1 protein-coding gene is annotated in these 618 nt (G+C 43.7%); it reads right to left on the reverse strand.

The genetic code is table 11. The features are described from left to right. Positions 1-91: 91 nt before the first annotated feature. A complete protein-coding gene (locus ACYVRA_RS08150) occupies positions 92-229 on the reverse strand; it encodes a DUF3990 domain-containing protein (protein ID WP_461252230.1) in 138 nt (45 codons plus the stop codon). Positions 230-618 lie beyond the last annotated feature (389 nt).

The following is a 618-nucleotide window of genomic DNA, read 5'->3' on the forward strand; positions in this document are numbered from 1 at the left end:
TGTCAAAAAAGGCGTTTTCGTTGAAGTCAAATTCGGAAACGAAACCGGGAACATCGTGATGCTCGCCTTTTCGACGCGCCCAAATCACCGCCTATTCACGATTTTTTGTAGTGTAGAACCCCCTACCGAAATCCTTATTCGGCACGGCTTTGGATAAATCTATTTTTACGATTTCCTCATAGCTTCCGTGATAGACTATCATACAAGATACCCGCCGTTCTTTTGGCATATATCAAAAATATCCAAGACCGCGTAGTACGGGTTGTCCGTATGCAGCGCCCACCAATGCTTACGGCTGTCTCTTATACACATCTAAATCATTCGCGGAAAAAACACAAAAATAATAGACAAAACCAAATCGAGAGATAGTACTGTGTTGTACGGTGAAAAAATACAAGAAAAAGTTTTAGTCAAACTTCTTCTTCTTACAAAGAATTCTAATTTTTAATAGGATTAGGATTGATTATGAGCAAGCAGAACCCAAATCCCGCGTCCCGTCCGCGCCCGCCTCCTGTCTCTTATACACATCTGGATTCGGCTTCACCGAGATCGGCGACGGTGGTTTCTGGTATAAGGCTACGGAGATGGATAGCGGCAACGCCTACGGCTGGTTTATGT

The sequence above is a fragment of the Treponema sp. R8-4-B8 genome (genome assembly GCF_054786175.1).